Source organism: Flavobacterium sp. xlx-214 (assembly GCF_013874595.1).
Taxonomy (GTDB): domain Bacteria; phylum Bacteroidota; class Bacteroidia; order Flavobacteriales; family Flavobacteriaceae; genus Flavobacterium.
In genome coordinates, this window is the sequence record NZ_CP059431.1 from 1,040,400 (window position 1) to 1,064,989 (window position 24,590).

Sequence of the window (24,590 nt, forward strand, 5' to 3'; positions counted from 1 at the left end):
AATGAAAAAAATATTAGTTGCAAACCGTGGTGAAATTGCACTACGCGTTATGAAAACAGCAAAGAAAATGGGTATTAAAACCGTTGCTGTTTATTCGGTTGCCGATCGTCAATCGCCTCATGTAAAATTTGCCGACGAAGCCGTTTGTATTGGTGAAGCACCATCGAACCAATCGTATTTATTAGGTGATAAAATTATTGAAGTTTGTAAAAAGTTAGGTGTTGATGGAATTCATCCAGGATACGGATTCTTATCAGAAAATTCAACTTTTGCTGAATTAGCTGAGAAAAACAATATTACGTTTATCGGACCAAAATCGCATGCAATGCGCGTAATGGGAGATAAATTAGCCGCTAAGGATACCGTTAAAGCTTATGATATCCCAATGGTTCCTGGTTTAGATCATGCCATTACGGATATTGACGAAGCTAAAAAAGTAGCTAAAGAAGTTGGATTCCCAATTTTAATTAAAGCATCTGCTGGTGGTGGTGGAAAAGGAATGCGTGTGGTTGAGAAAGAAGAAGATTTTGAATCTCAAATGCAACGTGCTATTTCTGAAGCGACTTCAGCTTTTGGCGACGGATCGGTTTTTATTGAAAAATATGTAGGTTCTCCACGTCACATCGAAATTCAGGTGATGGCAGATACACACGGTAATGTAGTGTATTTGTTTGAGCGTGAATGTTCGGTTCAGCGTCGTCATCAAAAAGTAGTAGAAGAAGCTCCTTCGGCTGTTTTAACGCCAGAAATCCGTAAAGCAATGGGCGAAGCTGCTGTAAAAGTGGCAAAATCTTGTGATTACGTTGGTGCTGGTACCGTTGAATTTTTATTAGATGAGAACAAGAATTTCTATTTCTTAGAAATGAATACGCGTTTGCAGGTTGAACATCCTGTTACAGAGTTAATCACTGGAATCGACTTAGTAGAAATGCAAATTCGCGTGGCTCGTGGGGAAGTATTACCAATTACTCAAGAAGATTTACACATTAAAGGGCATGCTTTAGAATTGCGTGTGTATGCCGAAGATCCATTAAATGATTTCTTGCCTTCGGTTGGTAATTTAGAAACGTATATTTTACCTGAAGGTGAAGGTATTCGTGTAGACAATGGTTTTGAACAAGGAATGGATGTGCCAATTTATTATGATCCTATGTTATCAAAATTGATTACGTATGGTAAAGATCGTAACGAGGCAATTCAGTTGATGTTAAAGGCAATTCAAGATTATAAAGTAGAAGGTGTAAGTACCACTTTACCTTTTGGAACGTTTGTTTTTGAACACGATGCGTTTGTTTCAGGTAACTTTGATACCAACTTCGTTAAGAAATTCTATAGCGCAGATATCATCAAAGAAAATCAAGCAAAAGAAGCTGAAATTGCTGCTTTAGTAGCATTGAAACAATACTTTGCAGATCAAAAAGTTTTACGCGTACCAACGAAATTATAATATTCAACTGTCATTTCGACGTAAGGAGAAATCTCTTAGATTGATCACTTTGTTCTGAATGACAAAAACTTGAATAGTTTTAATAAAAGAAAAGAAATGGAATCAAATACAAAATTCGATATTTTAAATAAAAAATTAGCCGAAGCGCAATTAGGCGGAGGTGAAAAGCGTATTGCAGCGCAACATGCAAAAAAGAAATTAACGGCTCGCGAACGTATTGAATATTTTTTCGATGAAGGTTCTTTCGAAGAAATTGGCGCTTTTGTAACGCATCGTACCAAAGATTTTGGTTTGGATAAAGAACATTACTTGGGTGATGGTGTAATTACAGGATACGGAACAGTAAATGGGCGTTTAGTGTATGCTTTCGCTCAAGATTTTACCGTTTTCGGTGGTGCTTTATCTGAAACACATGCAGAGAAAATCTGTAAAGTAATGGATATGGCATTGAAAGTAGGTGCGCCAATGATCGGATTAAACGATTCAGGTGGAGCGCGTATTCAAGAAGGTGTTCGTTCGTTAGGTGGATATGCAGATATCTTTTTCCGTAATGTTCAGGCATCAGGAGTTATTCCTCAAATTTCTGCTATTATGGGACCTTGTGCTGGTGGAGCGGTTTATTCGCCTGCGATGACCGATTTTACCATGATGGTTGAAGGATCTTCATATATGTTCGTAACGGGTCCAAACGTTGTTAAAACGGTTACAAATGAAACGGTTTCGGCAGAAGAATTAGGTGGAGCGTCTACTCATTCAACAAAATCGGGAGTTGCGCATACAACTTCGGCTAACGATGTAGAGTGTTTAGAAGATGTAAAACGTTTATTAAGTTATATCCCGCAGAATAACCAAGAGGTTGTTGAAGATTTACCTTTTGAATTAGGTGATGAGTTACGTGAACAATTAAATACCATTGTTCCTGATAATGCTAACAAACCTTACGATATGCACGATGTAATTAACAACGTGATTGACGAAGATTCGTTTTACGAAATTCATAAAAACTACGCAGAAAATATTATTGTTGGTTTTGCTCGGATTGGCGGGAAATCAGTTGGTATTGTAGCAAACAACCCAATGTTTTTAGCAGGATGTTTAGATGTAAATTCATCAATAAAATCGGCACGTTTTGTACGTTTTTGTGATGCGTTCAATATACCATTATTAGTATTGGTTGATGTACCTGGTTTCTTACCAGGAACCGATCAAGAGTGGAACGGAATTATTGTTCACGGTGCCAAATTGTTGTATGCTTTATCAGAAGCTACTGTTCCAAAAGTAACGGTAATTACACGTAAAGCGTACGGTGGTGCTTACGATGTGATGAACTCGAAACACATTGGTGCTGATATGAATTTTGCGTGGCCAGGTGCCGAAATTGCTGTAATGGGAGCAAAAGGAGCGTCAGAAATCATCTTTAAACGTGAAATTGCAGAAGCAGCGGATCCAGTAGCTAAATTGGCAGAAAAAGAAGCAGAGTATGCAGAAAAGTTTGCTAATCCTTACCGTGCAGCGCAACGTGGTTTTATTGATGAAGTAATCTTCCCTCAAGATACACGTAGAAAGTTAATCAAAGCTTTTAAAATGTTAGAAAACAAAGAAGTTGCTACACCAAACCGTAAACACGGTAATATTCCGTTGTAGTTTTTAAGAAGTTAGTTACTAGATTTTATATAAAACAAAAGCCGTTCAGCGAAAGTTGAATGGCTTTTTTATGTTTTAAATAAATTAAGATAGTTTAAACAAAGCCTAAATCTTTTATATGCAATTGTACAGTTATCTTATCTTTCCATTGGTTTTCTGATAACGAATACACCATATTTATTAATTTAAGGTTTTTTGTTTCGTTAAGTAAATATCCTTTTTTAAAAGCAATGGCTGCGAAACCTTGCGAGTTGTTTTGTTTAACAAACAAACGCAAATGCTCGTTATTTTTACCTATTGCTTGTGCTTTTCCCGTATCGAAGACATTTTGAGTTAAAAACACTGGCGACATATTCTCAGGGCCGTGGGGTTCAAACTGTTTTAAGATGCGTAGTGTTTTTTCATCGAACTCATTAAAATCAACAAGGGCATCAATCTCAATTTCTTCTATTAATTGTTCTTCTTTAATAGATGCTTTTACTACTTCTTCAAACTTATTTTTAAACAAATCGTATTGCGCTTCTTCAAGCGTTAAACCTGCAGCATACATATGCCCGCCAAATTGTACTAAATATTCTGAACACTTCTCTAATGCTTGGTACACATCAAATCCTTTCACCGATCGTGCCGATGCGGCTAACTTATCACCGCTTTTGGTAAACACCAATGTAGGACGGTAATAGGTTTCTATTAATCGCGATGCTACAATACCAATAACGCCTTTGTGCCAAGTTTCGTGGTATACTACAGATGTGTATTGAGTTTCTTCGTTATTATTAACTATTTGCTGTAAAGCTTCTTCGGTTATTTGCTGATCTAAAACTCTTCTGTCTTGGTTAAATTCATCAATTTCTTTAGCACATTCAATCGCTTCATTCAAGTTAAATTCAGTAAGCAAACGCACAGCATAATTTCCGTGTTTAATGCGTCCGGCAGCATTTATTCGAGGTGCAATCTTAAAAACAACATCGGTAATGGTGAATTCTTTAATCGAAAACTGTTTCATCATTGCCAGAATACCAGGTCGAGGATTATTATTGATAACTTGTAAACCGTAGTAAGCCAAAATACGATTTTCATCAACAATAGGAACTATATCAGCTGCAATTGCTGTTGCAACCAAATCTAAATAGGGAATTAAATCTTCTATGGTTTGATTTCGATTTGCCGCAAGTGCTTGAATCAATTTAAAACCAACCCCGCATCCACACAATTCTTTAAACGGATAGTTGCAATCTTTTTGTTTAGGATCTAAAACAGCGACTGCATTTGGAATTTCATTGCTTGGTAAATGATGGTCACAGATTACAAAATCGATTCCTTTTTTGTTGGCGTATGCTATTTTATCGATTGATTTAATACCGCAATCTAATGCAATAATCAATGTAATTTCATTGTCTTCAGCATAATCGATTCCTTGGTTTGAAATTCCGTAACCTTCGGCATAACGATCAGGAATGTAAGTATCTACATCGGGATAAAAACTTTTTAAATACGATGACATCAAGGCAACCGCCGTGGTTCCATCAACATCGTAATCGCCAAAAACCAAAATACGTTCGTTGGTTTCAATAGCTTTTTCGATACGTGCAACAGCCTTATCCATATCTTTCATTAAATACGGATTGTACAGATCTGTTAATTCTGGACGAAAAAACTTTTTTGCTTCTTCAAAAGTTTTAACGCCACGTTGCGCCAATAACGTAGCTATAAGTGGACTTACATTTAAAGAATGAATTAAATGTTGAACAATTTCAGGATTAGGTTTTTGTTTTAATGACCAACGCATTTGGAATGTAAATTTAGTTACTTAAAAAAAGCTAACCAACTTATAAATATAATGAGTGCTAAACCAAGAATATTTATACTTAATATAAAAGTGTTGTCTTTATACTTATTAAAAAAAATTAATATAGATGGAATGAAGAGAATGTTTAAAAACAGTAAAAAAGGGAGAAACATAAAACCAAATCCCATTGCTCCACCAGATGTTTTAATTATTTCATAAGATATAGGGATCCAATAAATGTTCGATAATATTATTATAATTGCAATAATTCTATTTATTGTTTTTACACTCATTAATCCTTCTTTATCTTTTTATCACTTTTGTTAGATTTATCGTTTTCAACAATAACTTTCTTTACTACTGATGAATCATATTTTGAGCTTTTATTTTCATTATTCTCAAAATGTTTTTCAAATAGCTTCTTTAAAAAGTACATTACTTCTAATTAAATAGTATGATACACAATTTCTGTAGTTACTGTAGCAAACGCACGGAACATTTGCATCACCCCGCAATATTTATCAACCGATAATTCTACAGCGCGTGCTAATTTTTCTTCGTTTAAATTAGAACCGTAAAAATGGTAGGTAACCGTAACTTTGTCGTACACCTGTGGTTCGGTATTAGTTAAATTTCCTTCAGTTACAATGTTAAAATCGGTTACTTCTAATCGCATTTTTTTAATAAGCGAAGCAACATCTAATCCTGAGCAGCCCGCTAAAGCCGATAGCATTAATGCTTTTGGACGAAGTCCGTTGTTTGTTCCGCCAATTTCTTCGGTTGTATCTATCATTAATGAACCACCAGGGTTGGTTGATTCAAACTGCATATTTCCTTTCCACGTTGTGGTAATGATGTGACTACTCATACTTTTTCCTTTTTTCTTTTGATTTTCCTGCTACAACTACTACAATTTCTCCTTTGGGTGCTTTGGTTTCAAAATGGTGCAAAACTTCTTCAACCGTTCCGCGAACTGTTTCTTCGTGTAATTTAGACAATTCTCTTGAAACCGAAATTTGACGATCAACGCCAAAATATTCCTTAAACTCTTGTAAAGTTTTTACCAATTTATGAGGTGATACATATAATATCATGGTACGAATTTCTTCGGCCAATATTAAAAAACGCGTTTGACGTCCTTTTTTATCAGGCAAAAAACCTTCGAAAACAAATTTATCGTTTGGTAAACCACTATTAACTAAAGCAGGCACAAAAGCAGTTGCTCCAGGCAAACATTCTACAGCAATGCCGTTTTCAACACAAGCACGTGTTAATAGAAAACCCGGATCAGAAATAGCGGGCGTACCAGCATCGGAAATCAAGGCAATGGTTTGTCCGTTCTTTAATTTTTGCACCGTATGCTCTACTGTTTGATGTTCGTTATGCATATGGTGGCTGTGCATTTGTGTACCAATTTCAAAATGCTTTAACAGTTTACTACTGGTACGAGTATCTTCGGCCAAAATCAAATCGACTTCTTTTAAAACCTTAATGGCTCTAAAAGTCATATCTTCTAAATTGCCAATAGGCGTAGGCACTATATATAATTTACTCATTTACTATAAAAATCTTTTTTCAACCAACTCCATAAATCGGTTTTCATAATCTTCTTTACCGTGCCAATTGTTAAACTCGGGCTTTACTAAATCATCGATAAAATCTTTGGCTTCTTGATAACTTTCAATCGTATTTAACTGAGAAATTACTCGGTTTAGATCGTCACTATTGCCATTGAATAGATTCTTTTCAAAAGCAATTCGATCGTTTAGACCAATGGATATTTTATGCGCAAAGGCATCGTTTATTGATTTGTTCAATGGCGCCTGACGATATGTTTGGTTTGAAGGAACTTCAGCTTGATTAGAAACAAAATGCTGTGTTGCTTTTTTGTTTAAAACCTCTTCCGCTTCGTTTTTTATTGGATTATTTTCAAACAATTCAGTATGTGCTACAGAAAAAACAGGATCTATCTCTAAAGCCACACGCTCTACGGCTTCTTTAGCATCTTCAATAGGATTATGGCTTTCAATATCGGCAATTTCTTCGTCAATTTCGGCAACTGTTTTTTGTGTTTCTTCTATTGATGGGGTAAATTCAATCACTTCTGTAACATCCTCTATTTCTTCCTCAATATCCAAAACATCATCATTCGTTGTTAAGGTTTCAGTTGTAATTTCGTCATCGGTCTCTAATATATCATCATTTCCATTAACCTCAAATGTAGTGTTACTTGTTTCAACAGGTGTTTCAATATCCTCTTCAAAAGCAATAATGTCGTTGTTTTTTGTGTCTTCTAGTAAATCATTGACAATGTCTGCCGACATATAATTAGGTTCTTCAGAAGTAACTGATACAGAATCATCAACTTTTTCAATGGATTTATTTGCTACTTCAAACAGTTTTTCCTCTGTTATTGATGGATCTAATCTAAACTTATTATCTTCATAAAATTGTAACAGTATCAATTTGTTATGCAACAATTCTGTTTCTTTCAAAAGAGTTGAAATATCAGATTTGTCTTTCAACTTTAAAATTCTGTGAGCAATACTAATTAAATCAGATTCAATGATTTTCTTCATAACTTTTCTAGCATTAAAATTTAACCAACTATTTTTGATAAATTTGTTTTGTTACAAAGTAACAGAAAAAACTGTTTTTAAATACTATTATTACAAAAATGTTTCTTGAAAATACAGTAAACCATAAAGAACAATTTGGTTGGATTGAAGTTATTTGCGGATCGATGTTCTCTGGTAAAACCGAAGAATTAATCAGGCGTTTGCGTAGAGCGCAATTTGCAAAACAACGTGTTGAGATTTTTAAACCAGCAGTTGACACGCGCTATGATGATGATAATGTGGTTTCGCATCAAGGCACCGAAATTAGATCTACCGCTGTACCTGCCGCTGCTAACATTCGTATTTTAGCCGATGGTTGTGATGTTATTGGTATTGATGAAGCGCAGTTTTTTGATGATGAAATTGTGACCGTTTGCAATGATTTAGCAAATGCTGGCGTGCGTGTTATTGTGGCGGGTTTGGATATGGATTTTAAAGGGAAACCTTTTGGACCAATGCCTGCGCTTATGGCAACAGCGGAATATGTTACTAAAGTTCACGCTGTTTGTACCCGTACAGGAAATTTAGCTAATTATAGTTTTAGAAAAGCGGCTAATGATAACTTAGTGATGCTTGGCGAAACCGATGAATACGAACCTTTAAGCAGAGCTGCTTATTACAAAGCAATGCATGAGAATAAAAAATAAAGCCAGCTTTTAAAAAGTAGTTTGATGCTCTTGTAGTAGCAGAGGTTGTTTAGGTTAAATGCGTTATGTAACCCCCCTGCGCAAAAGCCATTTAAAAAAAAGAATAAAAAAAGGGTAAAAAATATTAGGAAAAAGGAAATAAAAGGGAGTATCTTTGCACTCGCATTACAGAAATAACGTTCATTTAAAGATTTGGTAACACAATAAAAATTTAGAAAATAAATTTGGATTGTAAATAAAAAAGGTTGTAGCTTTGCAATCCGATTCCGAAAGGAGTTTTGTAAAAGTTCATAATTTTTTAAGGTTAAAAAAATCGTTTAAAAATTTTTTCAAAAAAAATTTGCGAGATTAAAAAAGAGTTACTACTTTTGCAACCGCTTTAAGAAACAAGGCGAGAGAATAAGAAGATACGTTCATAGACATATTGGATTAACAGAGAATAAAGAGTAAGAGCTTTTAGGTAACTAAGAGGTCTTGAACAACACATCAAAAATATAAAAAATATACGATGAAGAGTTTGATCCTGGCTCAGGATGAACGCTAGCGGCAGGCCTAACACATGCAAGTCGAGGGGTAGAGGCAGCTTGCTGCTTTGAGACCGGCGCACGGGTGCGTAACGCGTATGCAATCTACCTTATACTAAGGGATAGCCCAGAGAAATTTGGATTAATACCTTATGGTTAATAGAATTGGCATCGATTTTATTATAAAGATTTATTGGTATAAGATGAGCATGCGTCCCATTAGTTAGTTGGTAAGGTAACGGCTTACCAAGACGATGATGGGTAGGGGTCCTGAGAGGGAGATCCCCCACACTGGTACTGAGACACGGACCAGACTCCTACGGGAGGCAGCAGTGAGGAATATTGGTCAATGGAGGCAACTCTGAACCAGCCATGCCGCGTGCAGGATGACGGTCCTATGGATTGTAAACTGCTTTTGTACAGGAAGAAAAAGAGTTACGTGTAGCTTATTGACGGTACTGTAAGAATAAGGATCGGCTAACTCCGTGCCAGCAGCCGCGGTAATACGGAGGATCCAAGCGTTATCCGGAATCATTGGGTTTAAAGGGTCCGTAGGCGGGGTATTAAGTCAGCGGTGAAAGTTTTCAGCTTAACTGAAAAATTGCCGTTGATACTGGTATTCTTGAATGATTGTGAAGTAACTAGAATATGTAGTGTAGCGGTGAAATGCTTAGATATTACATGGAATACCAATTGCGAAGGCAGGTTACTAACAATTTATTGACGCTGATGGACGAAAGCGTGGGTAGCGAACAGGATTAGATACCCTGGTAGTCCACGCCGTAAACGATGGATACTAGCTGTTTGGACTTCGGTTTGAGTGGCTAAGCGAAAGTGATAAGTATCCCACCTGGGGAGTACGGTCGCAAGACTGAAACTCAAAGGAATTGACGGGGGCCCGCACAAGCGGTGGAGCATGTGGTTTAATTCGATGATACGCGAGGAACCTTACCAGGGCTTAAATGTAGTTTGACAGATTTGGAAACAGATTTTTCTTCGGACAAATTACAAGGTGCTGCATGGTTGTCGTCAGCTCGTGCCGTGAGGTGTCAGGTTAAGTCCTATAACGAGCGCAACCCCTGTTGTTAGTTGCCAGCACGTAATGGTGGGAACTCTAGCAAGACTGCCAGTGTAAACTGTGAGGAAGGTGGGGATGACGTCAAATCATCACGGCCCTTACGTCCTGGGCCACACACGTGCTACAATGGCCGGTACAGAGAGTAGCCACTTAGCGATAAGGAGCGAATCTATAAAGCCGGTCACAGTTCGGATCGGAGTCTGCAACTCGACTCCGTGAAGCTGGAATCGCTAGTAATCGGATATCAGCCATGATCCGGTGAATACGTTCCCGGGCCTTGTACACACCGCCCGTCAAGCCATGGAAGCTGGGGGTACCTGAAGTCGGTGACCGCAAGGAGCTGCCTAGGGTAAAACTAGTAACTAGGGCTAAGTCGTAACAAGGTAGCCGTACCGGAAGGTGCGGCTGGAACACCTCCTTTCTAGAGATGGTTCAAGCATCTTTTACTCTTTAACTGTTGGTTCAAAAAACAAGAATAATTAAAATACAGAGTCTCGTAGCTCAGCTGGTTAGAGTACTACACTGATAATGTAGGGGTCGGCAGTTCGAGTCTGCCCGGGACTACTATTTAAGTTATTTAAAAGGAAATTTTAGAAGTTGAGTTATCAACAATCCGCTGAAAGCTAACGGCTGATAACTGCAAGCTAAAAACACGGGGGATTAGCTCAGCTGGCTAGAGCGCCTGCCTTGCACGCAGGAGGTCATCGGTTCGACTCCGATATTCTCCACTATCTTAAGAAGATAGAGAATAGAAAAGAGAAAATAGACTTAGTCTGTTATCTATCATCTATACTCTATTATCTAAAGGAAAAGTTCATTGACATATTGAGATACATTTAAAAAGTAGAAAAATATTATAGTAAAATAATATAAAGCACATTTTTAATCTTTTGAGATTAAAAAGTAGAGCACAATAAGCAAAATAAGGGCGTATGGGGAATGCCTAGGCTCTCAGAGGCGAAGAAGGACGTGATAAGCTGCGAAAAGCTACGGGGATTGGCACACACGAATTGATCCGTAGATATCCGAATGGGGCAACCCGGCATGTTGAAGACATGTCACATCGATAGATGAGCAAACCCGCTGAACTGAAACATCTAAGTAGGCGGAGGAGAAGAAAACAAAAGTGATTCCGTAAGTAGTGGCGAGCGAACGCGGAATAGCCCAAACCAAAGTTGTTACGGCAATTTTGGGGTTGTAGGACCACGACATTGTATGCAAAGCGAATAAGAATCATCTGGAAAGATGAACCGCAGAGGGTGATAGTCCCGTATTGGTAAGCAATGTAATGCATAGTGGTATCCTGAGTAGGTCGGGGCACGTGAAACCTTGATTGAAACTGGCGGGACCATCCGCTAAGGCTAAATACTCCTGAGAGACCGATAGTGAACCAGTACCGTGAGGGAAAGGTGAAAAGAACCGTGAATAACGGAGTGAAAAAGATCCTGAAACCATACGCCTACAAGCGGTCGGAGCCCATTCGTTGGGTGACGGCGTGCCTTTTGCATAATGAGCCTACGAGTTACCGTTGCTGGCAAGGTTAAGTACTTCAGGTACGCAGCCGAAGCGAAAGCGAGTCTGAATAGGGCGCATTAGTCAGTAATGGTAGACGCGAAACCGTGTGATCTACCCATGGACAGGTTGAAGTTTGGGTAACACCAAATGGAGGACCGAACCCGTTGACGTTGAAAAGTCTTGGGATGATCTGTGGGTAGGGGTGAAAGGCCAATCAAACTCGGAAATAGCTCGTACTCCCCGAAATGCATTTAGGTGCAGCGCTATTATAGTTTATTAGAGGTAGAGCTACTGATTGGATGCGGGGGCTTCACCGCCTACCAATTCCTGACAAACTCCGAATGCTAATAAATGATTACTAGTAGTGAGGGCATGGGTGCTAAGGTCCATGTCCGAGAGGGAAAGAACCCAGACCATCAGCTAAGGTCCCCAAATGTATGCTAAGTTGAACAAACGCGGTTTGATTGCCCCGACAGCTAGGATGTTGGCTTGGAAGCAGCCATTCATTTAAAGAGTGCGTAACAGCTCACTAGTCGAGCGATCGAGCATGGATAATAATCGGGCATAAGTATACTACCGAAGCTATGGATTTGTATTATATACAAGTGGTAGGGGAGCATTCTAAACTGGGTAGAAGGTGATTTGTGAGAATTGCTGGACTGTTTAGAAAAGAAAATGTAGGCATAAGTAACGATAATGCGGGCGAGAAACCCGCACACCGTAAGACCAAGGTTTCCACAGCTATGCTAATCAGCTGTGGGTTAGTCGGGACCTAAGGCACACCCGAAGGGGGACGTCGATGGCCAACGGGTTAATATTCCCGTACTTGTAATAGTTGTGATGGAGTGACACAGTGGTGAAAGTACCGCGAACTGACGGAATAGTTCGTTAAAGCACGTACCTATAGATCTTATAGTAAAATGCGTAGGATTTGGAGAAATGCGATAGTACACGGAGCCTTCGGGCAAAGTGATAGTGTACCTAAAGGCTGTCAAGAAAAGCTTCTAAACTTAGATTATTACAACCCGTACCGCAAACCGACACAGGTGGTCGAGGAGAGTATCCTCAGGTGCTCGAGAGATTCATGGCTAAGGAATTAGGCAAAATAGACCTGTAACTTCGGGAGAAAGGTCGCCAGCAGCAATGCTGGCCGCAGTGAAAAGGTCCAGGCGACTGTTTATCAAAAACACAGGGCTCTGCCAAATCGTAAGATGAAGTATAGGGCCTGACACCTGCCCGGTGCTGGAAGGTTAAGAGGAGATGTTATCTTCGGAGAAGCATTGAATTGAAGCCCCAGTAAACGGCGGCCGTAACTATAACGGTCCTAAGGTAGCGAAATTCCTTGTCGGGTAAGTTCCGACCTGCACGAATGGTGTAACGATCTGGACACTGTCTCAGCCATGAGCTCGGTGAAATTGTAGTATCGGTGAAGATGCCGATTACCCGCAGTGGGACGAAAAGACCCTGTGCACCTTTACTATAGCTTAGTATTGTTCTTGGATAAGTGATGTGTAGGATAGGTGGGAGACTTCGATCCTGCGTCGCCAGGCGTAGGTTAGTCATTGTTGAAATACCACCCTTTGCTTATCTGAGATCTAACTCGACGACGTTGAGGACATTGCTTGGTGGGTAGTTTGACTGGGGTGGTCGCCTCCAAAAGAGTAACGGAGGCTTCTAAAGGTTCCCTCAGCACGCTTGGTAACCGTGCGTAGAGTGCAATGGCAAAAGGGAGCTTGACTGAGAGACCAACAAGTCGATCAGGTACGAAAGTAGAGCATAGTGATCCGGTGGTTCCGCATGGAAGGGCCATCGCTCAAAGGATAAAAGGTACGCCGGGGATAACAGGCTGATCTCCCCCAAGAGCTCATATCGACGGGGGGGTTTGGCACCTCGATGTCGGCTCGTCACATCCTGGGGCTGGAGAAGGTCCCAAGGGTTGGGCTGTTCGCCCATTAAAGTGGCACGCGAGCTGGGTTCAGAACGTCGTGAGACAGTTCGGTCTCTATCTACTGTGGGCGTTAGAAATTTGAGTGGATCTGATTCTAGTACGAGAGGACCGAATTGGACTAACCTCTGGTGTATCAGTTGTGCCGCCAGGTGCATTGCTGAGTAGCTACGTTGGGAAGGGATAAGCGCTGAAAGCATATAAGCGCGAAACCCACCACAAGATGAGATTTCTTTAAAGGGTCGTAGAAGATGACTACGTTGATAGGTTACAGATGTAAAGGCAGTAATGTCATAGTCAAGTAATACTAATAGCCCGTAAGCTTATGTGCTCTAGGGATTGCTTTATAAATTATAGTATTAAGATTTTAGAATTAAGTATTAAGACTAAAATAGCTACAGAATAGTATCAAAAATATGTTAACAATATTGCAGCAAAGCTGCGTTTAAAGTTCCAAGTTTAAAGTTAAAGGTTGCAAACCTTAAACAAAAAAAACGTGAAACCTTAAACAAAAACTTAGGGTGGTTATAGCGTTGGGGCTCACCTCTTCCCATCTCGAACAGAGAAGTTAAGCCCAATTGCGCAGATGGTACTGCATATTAATGTGGGAGAGTATGTCACCGCCTTTTTTTAGAAACCCCTTCACGAAAGTGAAGGGGTTTTCTTTTTATAATCCTTATCAGACACAAGCGCAGCGAACTGACGAAGTAAATGCTGGGGATTTTTTGTTTTGGATAATTAAATGTTTTTTTTTTTTGATTATAAGGTTTAATTGATATTTTTATAATCAATTTAAAAACCATGAATAACCTTGTAAACTACTATTTTTACTTACTGTTTTTAATATCAATTACTGTAAATGCACAAAACAGTACTTACACCCAAAAAGCTGAATACGGATATAAAGGGGCTGTGAAAAAAGTTACCAGCTATATAGTTGATGCAACTAAATATACTATTCCTACAGATACTGTTGCATTTACTGGTAAAACCATTATGACTTTTACCAAAAATGGAGATGTTATCAACTATTTGCGTAGATACAATCAGCCTAAATACAACTATAAAAGTAAAGCTGTTTTTAAAGGAATAGGAAAAAACATTAGTTATAAAGAAGAATATACTTTAAATGATGCTCCTGCTGAAAAAAAGGAATATCAATTTATTTGGACAAATCCTTTAGAGTATAAAATTGTTGTTAATAAAGATTCGTTAAACCAAGTACGTACTATTACTTTAAACAATGATTTTAGCATTCATAAAGTTACTTTTAAAGGACTTAATTATTTTTCTGAAGAACAAGCAACCTATCAATACGCTAACAATTTATTAGAAAAAATTACTTACAAAGTAACAATTACTAATAATGAAGAAACTAACACAAAAGAAGATATTCGTTTAATAAAAGCAGTTGATGTTTACAACAACCCCACGGTAATTTACTTTTTTGAAAAAGAAAGCAGTCGAGTACCTAAATCTGTTGTGTTTAAGTATTATGAATATTATTAAGGAGAAGATTAAAATTAAAAAGAAAGAGAGTCATATTGACTCTCTTTCTTTTTAATGACTGCTTTTCAGTCCAAATACCTTCTTAGTTGCTGTTACTAAAAGCACTAATACCAAACCGGCTACAATACCAAAAGCAAAATGCTTAACCGTTTCAGGGATTGTTGGGAAAAGATGGTGCAAGTAATCAATATTATGATCAAAAATGCCTCCCGAAACCAATAACAATGCTAAAGTTCCTACAACACCCAATATTTTAATTACCCAAGGTAATGCCTTTATCAAAAGATTACCAAGTGTAGCTAAAACTCCTTTTCCGTCTTTCGATTTTTTAATAAGCTTATAGCCTGCATCATCCATACGTACTATCAAAGCTACAATACCATACACACCTACAGTTGCAATGATTGATACCACCGATACTGTTACAATTTCAACCAATAAAGGATTAAATTGCGATTTAAGAGCCTCATACCCTTCTTTTGCAGCAGCTAATGCGATGATGACAATTTCTAACGATAAAATAAAATCAGTTGTAATTGCCGACTTTACTTTTTTCTTTTCCATATCTTCAGGGCTTTCAGTAGTTGTAACTGTTGCTTCTTCAATAACTTCAGAACCTTTTTTCTGTCTATGAAAAATAAACTCTACAATCTTCTCTACTCCTTCAAAAGCAAGGTAAAATCCTCCTATAATCAAAATAATTTTAATGGCTGGTGAATACAACCATTCTAGCAAAAACACAAAAGGCACAATAATAAGTTTGTTTACAAACGATCCTTTCATAATTTTCATAAGTACAGGCACTTCTCTAGAAGATAGAAATCCTGTAGCTTTTTCGGCATTTACTGCTAAATCATCGCCCAATATGCCGGCTGTTTTTTGTGTTGCAATTTTACTAGTAACCGCTACATCGTCCATCAACGCAGCTATATCGTCTAAAATTGCAAAAAAACCTGATGCCATATACTTTTATTTTTTTGTGTAAAAATATAAATTTATCTTTAGTTTCGTTTTTTATAATCGTAATTTTTAAGAATAATTAACCATGAAAAATATCTTTCCAGAAACCGAAATACTCCTTAAAAATGGGGAAAAAGTAATCATAAGGCAAGCACAAAAAAGCGATGCTGAACAACTTATTAAAACGGTAAAACATTATGTAAAAGAAAGTACCTTTATACCGATGTTGGAAAATGAATTTACATTTACCATTGAACAAGAAGAAGCTTTGATACAATCGTTTATAGATTTTGAAAATTCCTTGTTATTATTAGCTATTCATAATAATCAAATAATTGGTAATATTGATGTTACTGGTAGCCGCAGAAAAATAATGGAACATACAGCTGTTATAGGCATGGGTATGTTATCGCAATGGCAAAACGGTGGTTTAGGCACAGCTTTAATGAACGCAGCTATTAATTGGGCAAAAGCAAATAGTTTGTTAGAAATTTTGTGGTTACAAGTATATACAGCAAATAATTTGGGACTAAATTTGTATAAAAAGGTAGGTTTTAAAGAAGTAGGAATTATCCAAGGTTTCTTTAAACAAGATAATACCTATTATGATAATTTAACCATGGTATTAAGTGTAAAAGAATAAATAATCAATTAAATGGGACGTATATTTTTAAAGCATTTTTTGATACGCTTGTTTATTATAAGCATTCCGCTGGGTGTTTTGTACGGATACTCGCAAATGGCTTTTGAAGCAAACCGACAAAAAGGACATCCTACTGATGTTGGTTTAGGTGTTGCCATTATTTTGTTTTTTTTACTTTGTTTTATGGCTATTGGTTTAATTGCCGATTTTATAATTCGTTTACGTACCAAACAAAAAACAATTGCGCTTAGCAACCTGCCCTTTTTAGCTTTATTTAATATTCCTATTTTGTATATACACTGTCAAATGAGCGATTATTGTGAAAATTGCTTTTGCAGTTGGTTTATTAACCTTTTTTAAAAAATTGTATGAAAAAATTAACCGCACAACAACAAACTGATTTGTTATCATTGCTTCAAAATAGATTTGAAAGTAATAAAAACAGACACGAAAATTTAGATTGGAAAGATGTTGAAACAAAATTATTGCAAAATCCATCTAAATTAGTATCACTTCATGAAATGGAACTTACCGAAGGTGAACCTGATGTTATTGCTTTTGATGCAACTACTAAAGAATACATTTTTTGCGATTGCGCTAAGGAAAGTCCAAAAGGTAGACGTAGTTATTGTTACGATGCCGATGCTTTAAACAAACGCAAAGAACACAAACCTAAAAATAATGTTTTAGATGTGGCTGCACAAATGGGCATTACTCTTTTAAATGAGCAACAATATAAACAATTGCAACAACTAGGTAATTTTGATACCAAAACATCAAGCTGGATTGAAACACCAGATGAAATTAGAAATTTAGGTGGCGCTCTTTTTGCCGATTTTAGATACAATACTGTATTTGTGTACCATAATGGTGCCGAATCGTATTATGCTGCTCGTGGGTTTCGTGGTTTATTAAAAATATAAACCATGCAAAATATAGTAACGGCATTAATCACTTTGTTACAAAAAAAGATAAAAGTAGATCTTTTACATTATAAAGAAGACTTAGAAAGTACCGATTATTTAGGATGTACTTTTACCTTTAACAACCAACAATATGTGTACCGCAAAGCCAAAGTAACACCTAAAAAAGTAGGTTGTTTTGTAGCTTTGTGGCAACGTAATGGTAAAGGCATTACAGAACCTTTTCAAAGTACCGCTCCGTTTGATTTTTATATTATTGAAATAGAAAATCAAGATAATACTGGTTATTTTATATTTCCTAAAAATGCTTTAATAGTCAATGGTATTTTATCAACACCAATAAAAGAAGGCAAACGCGGTTTTAGATTGTACGCCCCTAATGATATTGTTGCTAATAAACAAGCTACCAAAACTAAGGCTTGGCAAACTAATTATTTTGTAAGTAAATCATCATTCAATGAAAAATCGCTTTAAAACAAATGCAACAACAACATTAAGAGCAAGTTTTTTTGTAGCAATAATATCTACTTTGGGTGCTTGTAACAAAGCAATAGAAAAACCAACAGAAAAGCAAGTTAACAATACAAGTGTTGTTACAAAACCTGTGCAAGAAGAAAAAGCAGTTACCAGTAGAGTTGTGTTTACATCTTATAATGATAATGGCGATTACTTTTTACTAAACGCAACAGAAAATAATGGCAATACACAGTTTATAAATAACCTTGACGATCGCTCTTTGTTGTATGGCGATGTTATTGATGCTACTTGGAAAAATGATACTATTTATATGGCAGGCGATGGCGATACACCTGCAATTGCCAAACATTTACTGTCTTTTAAAAAAGTAAAAGATGGCAATGTGTCTTTATTCAGAAAAAAATATCCCAAACAACTTAAATACCATTATGCCACTACGGCTAATTACAGTACATCGTATCTAGATGAATTGTATTTGCTAACCGAAAGTTACATAGCCAACACCAAAAACACTCTTTTGTTAGATATTATTGCGCATAAAGAACAAATTGAATATTCTATTGAAGAACAAACCAGAAACAACCAAGAATATACCGTAATTGGTATAGGTAAAGTGTTTGAGCATCGTACAACTACAGTTCAATGGTTGTATTACAACATAGAAAATCATACCCTTTATGAATACGATTTACCAAATGATGAACTATTGCCGTTTAGTACCAACTAACATTTTTTATTATCATAATTAAGTTGTAACTTGCTTACCTATCACTTACGATACAACAATTATGAGTATTTCTAGCTTTTATGTAACAAATAATCATTTATTTCGCTTAATGCGAACGTTGTTGTATTTACATGATGATGTTTTTTTAAAAAACTCTAAAGAGTTTATTCAATAAGCCCTGTCATAACTCTAGACAGGGATCTATTTTCGACTTTTAGCATTTTAATCATTTTCAGTTTTTATTTAGGATAGCGGTATCATTAAATTACCAATGTATGCTATGTTATATTTTAATGATGAGTTATGATCGCCTTTAAAAATTGAAGTAATAAAAAAACATCATGTCACAAAATATCATTTTAACAACAGGATTATACGATTTAATAAAAGACCACGTACGTAGAAAAAAAGTAACTCAGGCTGAAGAAGACCTTCTTTTAAACGAACTTAAACACGCATCGCAAGTATTACGTAAAGATTTACCAGAGAACATAGTATCGGTAAATAAAAAAGTTACGTACAAAGACCTTGAAAATAATGTAGAGAAAACCGTTTTATTTGTAGGTCCTAAAAACGCTAAAATAAGCAAAAATAAAATTTCTATATTATCTGATGAAGGTATTGCAATGGTAGGCTACCCAATTGGTAATGTAATTGAATGGCCTAGTAAAAAAGGAAATTTAAAGTTAGAAATTTTAAATGTTGAAGAAATAGCTTAATAATAAAAAGGCTGTCTTATATAAGACAGCCTTTTTTGTTTTCAAAACGAAGTATTTTAAGTAGGAACAAGCGTAATGCTTGCGTAAGCGAAGAGGAAATTTTTCAAATCTTTCTGTTATACATTAACCCGCTCTTTTGTTAAACTGCTTATTAACAACAGTTTTTACTTTTTATAAAAGAACCATCCATCTTCGACAGTTGGTTGCCAATTTTCATTCTTATGCTTTTTGATTTTTAACTTTTTAAATATTTTCTTAGGACCAGTAATTGTCATAGTAAAAGACTTTCCAATATTTTTTTTATTCTTTTCATTAAAAATATAAGATACTCTATATTCTTCTCTACTTACTATTTTGTCAATATATGAATAAAGAAATTCGCTAATTTCTTTTGGGTTTGGAAATTTTTCAGATTGCTCAAATTCTATTTCAAAACTTCCCTCATATTTGAATTGAGGAGCATAATCAAATAAGAAATTATTATTTTCTTTCTGTTTATTAAAATAAGTATTGTATTCTTCTTTACTTTCAAAAATTACTTCTTCATAATAATATTCAAATGGGAATTTTTCATTTAAACTTGTAATTTGATTTAGATCAAATTTATAAGTATGACCATCGTGAGTCATAGCACTTTTTTGAGTTGGGTTAATTGTCCAACCTGCTTCTTCTTTATGATTCTTAATGATATTAATTCTAAAATTCGGATTCTCTATAGAGTTTGGTACTTCTTCACCAAGTTTTATAGCCCTAACAAAATTTGATATTTCTAAAGAATCTTCTATAATAAAAATTATATTTTTCATAAGTTTTTGATTGGTCGTAATGAGGATAACGTCCAATAATCTTTGTTGATGAATCTATTTTAAGAGTATCAAATATATTTTTTTGGCTAAAAACATTTATTGAAATAAATGAGATTAAAATAAGGAGTAGATTTTTCATTTAAAGGGTTAAAATTGTTACTAACATTTTTTATTAACAAACTAAATATACAAAAGCTCCGTGTAAAATTAACTTTAAAACCAACTTTAAACTTTAACAAAAAGTGACTATAAAGCGCACTAGCCTACATTAAATTCTTTACCTTTTTTGATTATTTTAGTTTTAAAAAAAACGTATGATTATTTTTGGAACTCGTGGTAAGGTACTTAGTAATAAAAACGCTACTAAAAAACTAAACTGCAAAAACTGCTCTTCGCAAAACACAGTAACTGCTTTTACCTCTTTTAGATATTTTCATATTTTCTGGATTCCTTTTTTTCCAATTAGCAAGAAAATAACCACTCAATGTTCGCATTGCAAACAAGTACAATATCAAAATGAATTGAATGAGTTTGAATTACAAACGTTTAAAGGAATAACCAATACTAAAATTCCATGGCGTTTTTACTTTGGGCTTATTTTAATTGGGTTGTTTTTTGCTTTGATTACTTTTACTATTGTAAGCTCTAGTATAGAAACAGGTAAAAATGCTAAAAACCCTGAAGTGAACGATATTTATGAAATTGAGAACTATAATAACGGAAAACGTACCTATACTGTTTATAAAATTGTTGATGTAACAAAAGACTCGGTTACTTTTGAAATGAATGATTATGAAGTAGAAAGTGTAACTAAGGTTGATGATTTAATGAGAGAACATCCTAACGATTATTCTGAAAAGCTTACTGTTTCCAAAGAAGAACTTGTAAAAATGTATAAAACCGATGTAATTCATAGCATTCATAAAGCTAAAGAATAAGCAAATACAGGTTTATGTATTTAATTAGAAATATAAAACGCTGATGTAACCCTACATCAGCGTTTTTTTTAGGAATCTTATTTTGTACCTTTATTTTTTATAACAAATTACAATGGATGAATTAATTGCTTTGTTTGATAAACACCAACTTTTTGATAAAGAAATAACACTTAATCGCAATGCTTACTTAAAAAAAGCAGGTAGTATTGATACTAATATTTATTTTATAAAAGAAGGTAGCGTTAAGGTTTTTATTACCAACGATGGCAATGAACAAATTGTGCGTTTAGGATATAAAAACAATATCATAGCATCATTAGATTCTTTTTTAACACAAGAAACATCCGATTTTACCATACAAGCCCTAAAGAAAACAACACTTAAAGTAATTACAAAACAGCAATTTCAATTGTTTTTAGAAGCCGATACGAAACATTTACAACTTTGGATTTCTATTTTACAAGATTTGGTTTTACAGCAAATAGAACGTGAGAAAGATCTGCTAACATTGTTACCCAAAGAACGATATCAACGTGTTTTAGAACGTAGTCCACAATTATTTCAAGAAATTCCCAACAAGCACATTGCAAATTATTTACGAATGAAACCAGAAACATTATCAAGACTTAAAAAACATTGATTTCAATCAACTTTTTTCTTTTTTTTCTGTTTTAGCTTTGAAAAAAAAATCATGCACTTAAATACTTCTACTTTATTAAACGAATTAAAGGAACTAACCTTAGCTCATATTTCTTTTGCTGAAAATTTAAAATCAATCAACCTTACCATTTTAAACCAACGTTTAACACCTGATAGTTGGAGTATTTTAGAATGTTTGGAACATTTAAATAGATACGGTTCTTTTTATCATCCACAAATAGAACAAAAAATAGCAAGTTCTAATTCAAAACCGCAATCTGTCTTTAAACCAGGTTGGTTAGGTAATTACTTTGCAAATGCAATGCTACCTAAGGAAAAGCTTAATAAAATGAAAACGTTTAAGAGTTTGAACCCTATTAATAGTGTGCTAAACCAAAAAACCATAACTACTTTTTTAACACAACAAAATCAATTATTAAACATTCTTACAAACGCAGAAAAAGTCAATTTAAATAGTTTACGTATTACTACAAGTATTTCAAGTATCATCAAACTAAAATTAGGCGATACTTTACGTGTTATTATCTATCACAACAAAAGACATATAGTACAAGCACAAAAAGTTTTAGAAGGTATAGCAGATAGTTAAAAGGCACATTTTTTGATATTATTAACATATAAAATACAATTGTATGAAAAAATATCTTTTTTTATTAGGTTTTGCCATACTAGGTATAGCAACTAATAGCTGTTCTGATAATGAAAGTAAAGCAAGTAGTTGCCGATTTAAAAGCAGATAAAGAACTGCGAAAAAAACCGATTAAAGATTTGGCAGCAATTTACGGCGATTTGCACCCCAAAACATTTGCTAGCTTGTTTAGGGTAATAACAGGTGAAAGTCCAACTTCTTTTATAGAAGGGTTAGATGCAGAGTAAAGCCAGCATTTAGTTAAACATTATGAAAAGAGGCAATAGTGCCTCTTTTTTCTTTCCTCTTTCTTCTTTTTTACTTATATTAGTTTTTGGTTTTTGCTCATAAAACGTTAAGGTTTTATTACAGAAAACTAAATTTAAGTATCTTTACACGAATTTTTATTAATTAATACAAACAACGCAAGTTGTTCTATATATATGGCATGTACCAATTGTTCTACTAAAACAAACGATTCTAGCATTCCAAAAGGTTGTGGTAGCAAAGGTTCTTGTGGAACCGATAGTTGCAATAAACTAAGTGTATTTGATTGGTTATCAAACATGCACTATCCTTCGGGATTTGAACCTTTTGATGTGGTGGAAGTTCGTTTTAAAAACGGAAGAAAAGATTTTTATAAGAATACCGATAAATTAGCCTTGCAAATAGGCGATGTTGTAGCCACAGAAGCAAATACAGGACACGATATTGGTGTAGTTACTTTAACAGGTGAACTGGTTAAAGTGCAAATGAAAAAGAAAAAAGTAGACCCATACGGCGAAACTTTAAAAGTATACCGCAAAGCAACCCAGAAAGATATTGATATTTGGAGCGAAGCACGCAAACGTGAAGAACCTATGAAGGTGCGCGCACGTGAAATTGCGATTGAATTAAAGCTTGAAATGAAGATTTCGGATATTGAGTTTCAAGGGGATTCTTCAAAAGCAACGTTTTATTATACAGCTAATGATCGAGTAGATTTTCGTCAGTTAATCAAAGAATTTGCTCGTGAATTCAGTATTCGTATCGAAATGAAACAAGTAGGTTTCCGTCAAGAAGCAGCTCGATTGGGCGGTATTGGTTCTTGCGGACGTGAACTGTGTTGTTCTACTTGGCTAACCGATTTTAGAAGTGTAAATACAGCAGCGGCACGTTACCAACAGCTTTCGTTAAATCCTCAAAAATTAGCGGGGCAGTGTGGTAAGCTTAAATGCTGTTTAAATTATGAGTTGGATACGTATTTAGATGCGTTGAAAGGAATGCCTGAATCCGACACCAAGATATGGACAAAGAACGGCGATGCATATTGCCAGAAGATAGATATTTTCAAAGAAGTTATGTGGTTTGCTTATGCTAACAACATGGCTAATTGGCATAAAATACGCGTTCCGCAGGTTAAAGAAATGTTGGCTTTAAATAAAGAAGGCAAGCAAGTTGAGGCATTAGAAGATTTTGTTTTTGAAGAAGAAACAACAACTGCAACTGTGCAAAGTGTTTTAGCAGAAGATAGCTTGTCTCGTTTTGATCAACCTAAAAAGAAAAAACGTCCACAGCGTTCTAACAACAAAAAAACAACGGTTGAAGCTGTGCCAAATGGTGCTACCAAAGAGCTTAAAAAAACACCAAAACCAGAAGGCGAAGGTGCTGCAAATGCTCAAAAAAGTCAAAACAATCAAAACAGACCACAGCGAAATCAGCAACGCAACAAACCTCAACAAAGTAATGTTGCAAAAGTTGAAAAACAAGCCGATGGTGAAAAGCAAGCGCCTGTAAAAGCACATGACAAACCACAAGTGCAAGGTGTTGCTACTAATCCTAATCAACCTAAGAAAAAGAATTTTAGAAATTACAATAAAAACAACGGATCTAAACCTAACAGAAAACCAAACGATGATAAACAGTAAAAAAAGGCTTTTAAAATTAAGCGTTTTATCAACAATATTGGTGTGTACAGCTTGTAATGATACCGATTTTTTTAATGAATATCAATCGGTTCAAGACGGATGGAAAAAGGACAATGTTTTAACGTTTGATTTTGAATCATTAGACACCGTAAAAGCACATCAATCCTTTTTAAACATACGTACCAACAACGATTATCCTTACAGTAATTTGTTTGTAATTGTAAAATTGGTACCGCCAGAAGGCAATGCTACAGTAGATACGTTGCAGTATCAAATGGCAAATGCTGATGGAACCATGTTAGGCAGTGGTTTTACCGATGTAAAAGAACACAAGTTGGTTTGGCGCGAAAAAATTAAGTTCCCTAAGAAAGGGGTTTACAAGGTTGAGGTATCGCACGCTGTTCGTAATTTAAATGAAGTTAAAGGAGATGCTGTATTAAAAGGCATTACCGAAGTAGGTTTACAAGTACAATAATTCATAAGATA

General features: G+C 35.5%; 22 protein-coding genes, 2 tRNA genes and 3 rRNA genes. 21 read left to right on the forward strand and 6 right to left on the reverse strand.

Annotation, left to right across the window (positions count from 1 at the left end):
* Position 1: 1 nt before the first annotated feature.
* Positions 2-1,447 carry an acetyl-CoA carboxylase biotin carboxylase subunit gene (gene accC / locus H1R17_RS04905; RefSeq protein ID WP_163431628.1) on the forward strand — a complete coding sequence of 482 codons (1,446 nt, stop codon included), beginning with the start codon at positions 2-4 and terminating at the stop codon, positions 1,445-1,447.
* 96 nt (positions 1,448-1,543) lie between these two features.
* Positions 1,544-3,091 carry an acyl-CoA carboxylase subunit beta gene (locus H1R17_RS04910; protein WP_163431629.1) on the forward strand — a complete coding sequence of 516 codons (1,548 nt, stop codon included), beginning with the start codon at positions 1,544-1,546 and terminating at the stop codon, positions 3,089-3,091.
* A gap of 94 nt (positions 3,092-3,185) precedes the next feature.
* On the opposite strand, the gene recJ is transcribed toward H1R17_RS04910, so the two are convergent.
* The 4 genes from recJ to H1R17_RS04930 form a co-directional block, all read right to left on the reverse strand.
* Positions 3,186-4,880 carry a single-stranded-DNA-specific exonuclease RecJ gene (recJ, locus tag H1R17_RS04915; RefSeq protein WP_163431630.1) on the reverse strand — a complete coding sequence of 565 codons (1,695 nt, stop codon included), beginning with the start codon at positions 4,878-4,880 and terminating at the stop codon, positions 3,186-3,188.
* A 445-nt stretch (positions 4,881-5,325) separates the two neighbouring features.
* Entirely contained in the window at positions 5,326-5,748 is a 423-nt protein-coding gene (locus tag H1R17_RS04920) for an OsmC family protein (RefSeq protein WP_163431631.1), read from the reverse strand.
* Positions 5,741-6,436, reverse strand: coding sequence for a 16S rRNA (cytidine(1402)-2'-O)-methyltransferase (gene rsmI, locus H1R17_RS04925; RefSeq protein ID WP_163431632.1), 696 nt, complete (start codon positions 6,434-6,436; stop codon positions 5,741-5,743). Before rsmI ends, H1R17_RS04920 begins: the two co-directional genes overlap by 8 nt.
* Positions 6,437-6,439: 3 nt before the next feature.
* Positions 6,440-7,459, reverse strand: coding sequence for a hypothetical protein (locus H1R17_RS04930; RefSeq protein ID WP_163431633.1), 1,020 nt, complete (start codon positions 7,457-7,459; stop codon positions 6,440-6,442).
* 98 nt (positions 7,460-7,557) lie between these two features.
* On the opposite strand from H1R17_RS04930, the gene H1R17_RS04935 reads away from it, so the two are divergent.
* From H1R17_RS04935 to H1R17_RS04965, 7 genes are all read left to right on the forward strand, one after another.
* Complete coding sequence (locus tag H1R17_RS04935; RefSeq protein ID WP_163431634.1) at positions 7,558-8,145, forward strand: thymidine kinase; 588 nt, start codon at positions 7,558-7,560, stop codon at positions 8,143-8,145.
* 505 nt (positions 8,146-8,650) lie between these two features.
* Positions 8,651-10,168 (forward strand): 16S ribosomal RNA (locus H1R17_RS04940).
* 69 nt (positions 10,169-10,237) lie between these two features.
* Positions 10,238-10,311 (forward strand) — tRNA-Ile (locus tag H1R17_RS04945).
* Between the two features lie 90 nt (positions 10,312-10,401).
* Positions 10,402-10,475: transfer RNA gene (locus H1R17_RS04950), tRNA-Ala, on the forward strand.
* Positions 10,476-10,658: 183 nt separating this feature from the next.
* A 23S ribosomal RNA gene (locus tag H1R17_RS04955) occupies positions 10,659-13,539 on the forward strand.
* Positions 13,540-13,724: 185 nt separating this feature from the next.
* Positions 13,725-13,836 (forward strand): 5S ribosomal RNA (gene rrf / locus H1R17_RS04960).
* The 16S, 23S and 5S rRNA genes sit together here with 2 tRNA genes alongside, the layout of an rRNA operon.
* Before the next feature lie 172 nt (positions 13,837-14,008).
* Positions 14,009-14,716: a hypothetical protein gene (locus H1R17_RS04965; RefSeq protein WP_163432701.1), complete on the forward strand. Its 708-nt coding sequence runs from the start codon at positions 14,009-14,011 to the stop codon at positions 14,714-14,716.
* Between the two features lie 51 nt (positions 14,717-14,767).
* On the opposite strand, the gene H1R17_RS04970 is transcribed toward H1R17_RS04965, so the two are convergent.
* Positions 14,768-15,679, reverse strand: a complete 912-nt coding sequence (locus tag H1R17_RS04970) for a DUF808 family protein (RefSeq protein WP_163432702.1) — start codon at positions 15,677-15,679, stop codon at positions 14,768-14,770.
* An 82-nt stretch (positions 15,680-15,761) separates the two neighbouring features.
* Here H1R17_RS04970 and H1R17_RS04975 point away from each other — a divergent pair, with 82 nt between their 5' ends.
* The 6 genes from H1R17_RS04975 (at position 15,762) to H1R17_RS05000 (ending at position 19,165) form a co-directional block, all read left to right on the forward strand.
* Positions 15,762-16,319: a GNAT family N-acetyltransferase gene (locus H1R17_RS04975; protein ID WP_163432703.1), complete on the forward strand. Its 558-nt coding sequence runs from the start codon at positions 15,762-15,764 to the stop codon at positions 16,317-16,319.
* A gap of 12 nt (positions 16,320-16,331) precedes the next feature.
* The gene (locus H1R17_RS04980; protein WP_163432704.1) at positions 16,332-16,679 is read left to right on the forward strand and encodes a hypothetical protein; all 348 of its coding nucleotides are present in this window, start codon (positions 16,332-16,334) and stop codon (positions 16,677-16,679) included.
* Between the two features lie 8 nt (positions 16,680-16,687).
* The gene (locus H1R17_RS04985) at positions 16,688-17,242 is read left to right on the forward strand and encodes a DUF4256 domain-containing protein (protein ID WP_163432705.1); all 555 of its coding nucleotides are present in this window, start codon (positions 16,688-16,690) and stop codon (positions 17,240-17,242) included.
* A 3-nt stretch (positions 17,243-17,245) separates the two neighbouring features.
* Positions 17,246-17,716, forward strand: coding sequence for a MepB family protein (locus tag H1R17_RS04990; protein ID WP_163432706.1), 471 nt, complete (start codon positions 17,246-17,248; stop codon positions 17,714-17,716).
* Positions 17,700-18,446 (forward strand): hypothetical protein, encoded by a 747-nt coding sequence (locus H1R17_RS04995; protein WP_163432707.1) that lies wholly within the window; start codon positions 17,700-17,702, stop codon positions 18,444-18,446. The genes H1R17_RS04990 and H1R17_RS04995 overlap by 17 nt, the downstream gene beginning before the upstream one ends.
* 341 nt (positions 18,447-18,787) lie before the next feature.
* Positions 18,788-19,165, forward strand: a complete 378-nt coding sequence (locus H1R17_RS05000) for a GreA/GreB family elongation factor (RefSeq protein WP_163432708.1) — start codon at positions 18,788-18,790, stop codon at positions 19,163-19,165.
* A gap of 164 nt (positions 19,166-19,329) precedes the next feature.
* Here the strand turns inward: H1R17_RS05000 and H1R17_RS05005 are convergent, their stop codons facing one another.
* A complete protein-coding gene (locus tag H1R17_RS05005) occupies positions 19,330-19,971 on the reverse strand; it encodes a hypothetical protein (protein ID WP_163432709.1) in 642 nt (213 codons plus the stop codon).
* Between the two features lie 314 nt (positions 19,972-20,285).
* Between H1R17_RS05005 and H1R17_RS05010 the strand changes: the two genes are divergently transcribed.
* From H1R17_RS05010 to H1R17_RS05035, 6 genes are all read left to right on the forward strand, one after another.
* The gene (locus H1R17_RS05010; protein ID WP_163432710.1) at positions 20,286-20,909 is read left to right on the forward strand and encodes a zinc-ribbon domain-containing protein; all 624 of its coding nucleotides are present in this window, start codon (positions 20,286-20,288) and stop codon (positions 20,907-20,909) included.
* Between the two features lie 112 nt (positions 20,910-21,021).
* Positions 21,022-21,549, forward strand: coding sequence for a Crp/Fnr family transcriptional regulator (locus H1R17_RS05015; RefSeq protein ID WP_163432711.1), 528 nt, complete (start codon positions 21,022-21,024; stop codon positions 21,547-21,549).
* Positions 21,550-21,600: 51 nt separating this feature from the next.
* Entirely contained in the window at positions 21,601-22,158 is a 558-nt protein-coding gene (locus tag H1R17_RS05020; RefSeq protein WP_163432712.1) for a DinB family protein, read from the forward strand.
* Between the two features lie 110 nt (positions 22,159-22,268).
* Positions 22,269-22,445 (forward strand): helix-turn-helix transcriptional regulator, encoded by a 177-nt coding sequence (locus H1R17_RS05025; RefSeq protein WP_163432713.1) that lies wholly within the window; start codon positions 22,269-22,271, stop codon positions 22,443-22,445.
* Positions 22,446-22,640: 195 nt separating this feature from the next.
* The gene (locus tag H1R17_RS05030) at positions 22,641-24,104 is read left to right on the forward strand and encodes a regulatory iron-sulfur-containing complex subunit RicT (RefSeq protein WP_163432714.1); all 1,464 of its coding nucleotides are present in this window, start codon (positions 22,641-22,643) and stop codon (positions 24,102-24,104) included.
* Complete coding sequence (locus H1R17_RS05035) at positions 24,091-24,579, forward strand: gliding motility lipoprotein GldH (protein ID WP_163432715.1); 489 nt, start codon at positions 24,091-24,093, stop codon at positions 24,577-24,579. Before H1R17_RS05030 ends, H1R17_RS05035 begins: the two co-directional genes overlap by 14 nt.
* Positions 24,580-24,590 lie beyond the last annotated feature (11 nt).